Origin of the sequence: Pontiella sp. (assembly GCF_041622395.1) — a bacterium.
In the GTDB taxonomy this organism is placed as follows: Bacteria; Verrucomicrobiota; Kiritimatiellia; order Kiritimatiellales; family Pontiellaceae; genus Pontiella.
On the sequence record NZ_JBFJYW010000343.1, the window covers coordinates 1 to 3,688 of the forward strand.

Consider the following 3,688-nt stretch of genomic DNA (forward strand, 5'->3'; position numbering starts at 1 on the left):
CCGCAAGTTCGAGCGGCTCATCCGCATCAACTCGCAGTCCGGCAAGGGCGGAATCGCCTGGGTGCTGGAGCAGGATTTCGGGGTAGAGATCCCGAAGGCCATGCAGCCCGAACTCGGCAGATATGTGCAGGGCTACAGCGAAAAGGTCGGGCGGGAAATCAGTGCCGACGAGGTTCATCAGGTATTCCAGAGCGAGTTTGTTTCGCCGGAAGGCCCGTACGAACTCGTCGGCTATTGGCCGCGCCCGGACGACACCGATCCAACCTTCATCCATGGGGAAGTCAAGGTGAAGGTGAACGGCGAGACCAAGGTCGTCGTGGCGGATGGGAACGGGCCAATCTCCGCCTTTGTTGCGGCGATCAAGCAGATCGTGGACATCGATTTCTCGGTCGATGATTACCATGAACAGGCCATCGACAAAGGCGCGGATGCGCAGGCTCTCGCGTACGTTCCGCTCAAGCTCGCGGGCAACGGGGTTGTCTTCGGGGTGGGCGCGAACTCCAATATCAACCAAGCCGCCGTCCGTGCCATCGTTGCCGGCCTCAACCGAATCGCAAAAACCTAATCGGGTTCGTCGCTTATTGTCCTCGTCCTTCGTCCTCGATGCTCGTCCTCGGTTTTTCGAGGACGAGGACGAGTAACAAGGATGATCGAGGACGAGTAACAAGGATGATCGAGGACGAGTAACAAGGATGATCGAGGACGAGTGAAGGGGATGATCGAGGACGAGGGGAATCAAGGACGATGGACGAAGGGAATCAAGGACGAGTGAAGGGGATGGCATGAAAGCACAATTTGATCACGAGAAGCTGGATGTTTATCAGCTGGAGCTTGATTTTGTGACCTGGGCAACCGATCTGATGGCCGAGGTGAAAAAGGTGTCGAGTGTATCCGTGAGAGAACCGTGCGATCACCTGGATCGCGCCAGCTTGTCGATCCTGTTCAACACGGCAGAGGGCAATGGAAAAAGGCAGATGCGCGGACGTGCGAAGTTTTTTGATGATGCCCGAGGGTCTGCCACCGAGTGCGCGGCGTGTCTTGATGCGCTGGTTGCGAAAAAGGCATGTCAGAAAGATCGGGTTACTGAAGGAAAAGGACTGCTGGTGCGTATCGTGTCGATGCTCACGAAGCTGGTTGAGCGTTTTAACAATATGGGTCAGGTTCGGGAGGACGGACCTGCATACATCGTGGATGGAGAATAGCTAATCGTGCTCGTCCTTCGTTCTCGATGCTCCTCCTCGGTATTTTCGAGGACGAGGTCGAAGATGATCGGGGACGAGGACGGTTGTAAGGAGACGGAATTATGAATTTAAGTGGACACACCAAACCATTCGCCGTGCTGGGGCATCCGATCGGGCACACGCTTTCGCCCGTCATGCACAACGCCTCGATGCAGGAATTGGGTTTCGATGGAATCTACCTGGCGCTGGACGTGCATCCCGACCGCCTGATGGAGGTGCTTCCGGCCATGGCGCTGATGGGCTTCGCCGGCGTCAACCTGACGGTGCCGCATAAGGAAGTGGCCTTCCGCGGGCTCGCAAAACTCGATGCCAGCGCAAAGCTGTTCGGGGCGGCCAATACGGTCGAGTTCACCGCCGAAGGCATGGTGGGCCACAACACCGACGGCTACGGTTTCCTGAAGGCGCTCGACGAAGCGTTCGGCAAGACGGTCGAAGGCGATTCCGTCTTCGTGCTCGGCTGCGGCGGGGCCGGGCGGGCGACCGCGCTGCAGGCGGCGACCGAAGGCGCAAAGGCGCTGGTGCTGGCCGACATCGATGCCGAGCGCGTGCAGAAGCTTGAGAGCGAAGTGAAGGCGCTGGTTCCCGAGGTGGCGATCAGGCAGGCGTTGGATAAGGCTACGCAGGTCGAGCTTTGCCGCAGTTGCGATCTGGTCGTGCAGGCCTCGCCCGTCGGCATGAAGAAGGACGATCCTTCGCTGCTTCCGCCCGAGGCATTTCGTGCCGGGCAGCGCGCCTTCGACCTGATCTACATGTATCCCGAAACCGCGTTTCTGAGCACCGCGCGCGAAGCCGGCGCGGAAATTGCGAATGGGTTGGGCATGCTTCTGCATCAGGGCGCGCGCGCGTTCGAAATCTGGACGGGACAGTCCCCGTCGGTTCCGGCGATGCGCAAGGCGCTGGAAGACGCGGTTTATGGAGCGTGAAAATTGACGATTGAGGCGTGAAGGTGCTGGCCCGTAGATCTGGGGGAATAGATGGCTCACGCCTCACGTTTCACTGGTCACGCCTCACGGCTCACGTTTCACTGGTCACGAAATAGGGAACACGAATGACATTTATTGATTGGTACTTCACGTTTGTGGTGTTTGTGTTCGGGGCCTGCTGGGGCAGTTTCCTGAATGTCTGCATCTATCGCATTCCGGCCGAACTCTCGGTGGTCAAACCGCGCTCGCGCTGCCCGAAGTGCATGACCAACCTGGCGTGGAAGGACAATATTCCGATCTTCGGATGGATTTTTCTCGGCGGCAAGTGCCGCTATTGCAAGGCGCCGATTTCCGCGCGCTATCCCGCCATCGAACTCCTCACCGCAATCCTCTTCACGTTGGTGTGGATCACCCATCCCTTTCAGTTGTTGGCCATCCCCTACCTCGTCATGGTGTTCGGCCTGATTCTCGGCAGCATGGTCGATTACGATGAAATGTGGATTCCCGACCGCTGCACCATCGGCGGAATGATCATCGGCCCGATTTTCAGTTTCCTGATCCCCGCGATGCACGGGCAGGAGAGCCCCCTGTGGGGATTGATTTATTCCTTGATCGGCCTCGCGGTCGGTTTCGGTTCCCTGTGGTCGGTTGCGGTTCTTGGAAAACTGATTCTCAAAAAGGATGCGATGGGCTTTGGCGACGTCAAGTTGTTGGGGGCGCTGGGGGCCTTCCTCGGGTGGGAATCGATCATCTTCATTGTGTTTGTTTCGTCGCTGCTTGGAACCATCGTTGGCTGCTCCTTGATCGCGGTCGGCAAGAAAGAGCTGCAGAGCAAGATCCCGTTCGGTCCGTATATTTCGCTGGCGGCCATTGTGTGGGCGCTGGGCGGTTCCGCCTTGTGGGAACTCTACGTGAACTGGATCCGCGGCGCCGCTTATTAGCCGGGAATTTATAAAAGACTAAATCCGGGAATGGAACCACTGATGAACTCAGAGGGACACGGATGCTCAATTATAGATGCGGCACTTAAATAATGAGCGTTTTAGCCACGAGAGAGCACAGAGTGAACAAGGCAATATTTCGTTTTCTCTGCGTCCTTTGCGCTCTCTTGTGGCCAATATTTCCATTAGCAGGGAGTCTCAATGGTTGGATGCCGGCGTAATGGATATGGAGTTTGTTCCGCACTCCCGCCGGCGTAAGCACCTGTTCTGCATATCCTGTTCATGAATCTGTGTTGATCGGCAATTGATCGCTATTCGCTCGCAATGGCTATCTGTGGTTCATTTACTTTACCAGGATAAGGCATAAGCGCAGGACTACGGAAGCGGGAGTTGCCGGTCCGGTTCTCGCTTCGGCGGGTGCGTGGCATACCCGGCAACAAAAAAGCTCCCCGGTTGAGGGAGCTTTTTCATATCCGAATGTCGGAAAAAGACTAGCGGCGGCCGCGACGGCTGTTGGCCAGGCGTTTTTTCTTTTCGCTCGGTTTTTCATACGTACGCTTCGCACGCATGGTCTTGAGAACGC

5 protein-coding genes are annotated in these 3,688 nt (G+C 57.0%); 4 read left to right on the plus strand and 1 reads right to left on the minus strand.

Translation table 11 applies throughout. The features are described 5' to 3' along the window. From ABYO54_RS15170 to ABYO54_RS15185, 4 genes are all read left to right on the plus strand, one after another. Window positions 1-565: alpha-isopropylmalate synthase regulatory domain-containing protein (locus ABYO54_RS15170; protein ID WP_372809080.1), on the plus strand; the 565-nt coding region annotated here is incomplete at its 5' end. Between the two features lie 217 nt (window positions 566-782). Further along, on the plus strand, window positions 783-1,202 hold the full coding sequence (locus ABYO54_RS15175) for a four helix bundle protein (RefSeq protein ID WP_372809081.1): 420 nt from the start codon (window positions 783-785) through the stop codon (window positions 1,200-1,202). 101 nt (window positions 1,203-1,303) lie between these two features. Beyond that, complete coding sequence (gene aroE / locus ABYO54_RS15180; protein WP_372809082.1) at window positions 1,304-2,164, plus strand: shikimate dehydrogenase; 861 nt, start codon at window positions 1,304-1,306, stop codon at window positions 2,162-2,164. 125 nt (window positions 2,165-2,289) lie between these two features. Beyond that, window positions 2,290-3,105: an A24 family peptidase gene (locus tag ABYO54_RS15185; protein WP_372809083.1), complete on the plus strand. Its 816-nt coding sequence runs from the start codon at window positions 2,290-2,292 to the stop codon at window positions 3,103-3,105. Between the two features lie 491 nt (window positions 3,106-3,596). Here ABYO54_RS15185 and ABYO54_RS15190 read toward each other — a convergent pair whose 3' ends face one another. Further along, a complete protein-coding gene (locus ABYO54_RS15190; protein WP_372809084.1) occupies window positions 3,597-3,674 on the minus strand; it encodes a hypothetical protein in 78 nt (25 codons plus the stop codon). Window positions 3,675-3,688: the final 14 nt, after the last annotated feature.

Coding starts and splice junctions, on each gene's coding strand:
- ABYO54_RS15190 (WP_372809084.1), bottom strand. CDS start 3,674: ATGCGTGCGAAGCGTACGTATGAAAAACCGAGCGAAAAGAAAAAACGC.
- ABYO54_RS15185 (WP_372809083.1), top strand. CDS start 2,290: ATGACATTTATTGATTGGTACTTCACGTTTGTGGTGTTTGTGTTCGGG.
- ABYO54_RS15175 (WP_372809081.1), top strand. CDS start 783: ATGAAAGCACAATTTGATCACGAGAAGCTGGATGTTTATCAGCTGGAG.
- aroE (WP_372809082.1), top strand. CDS start 1,304: ATGAATTTAAGTGGACACACCAAACCATTCGCCGTGCTGGGGCATCCG.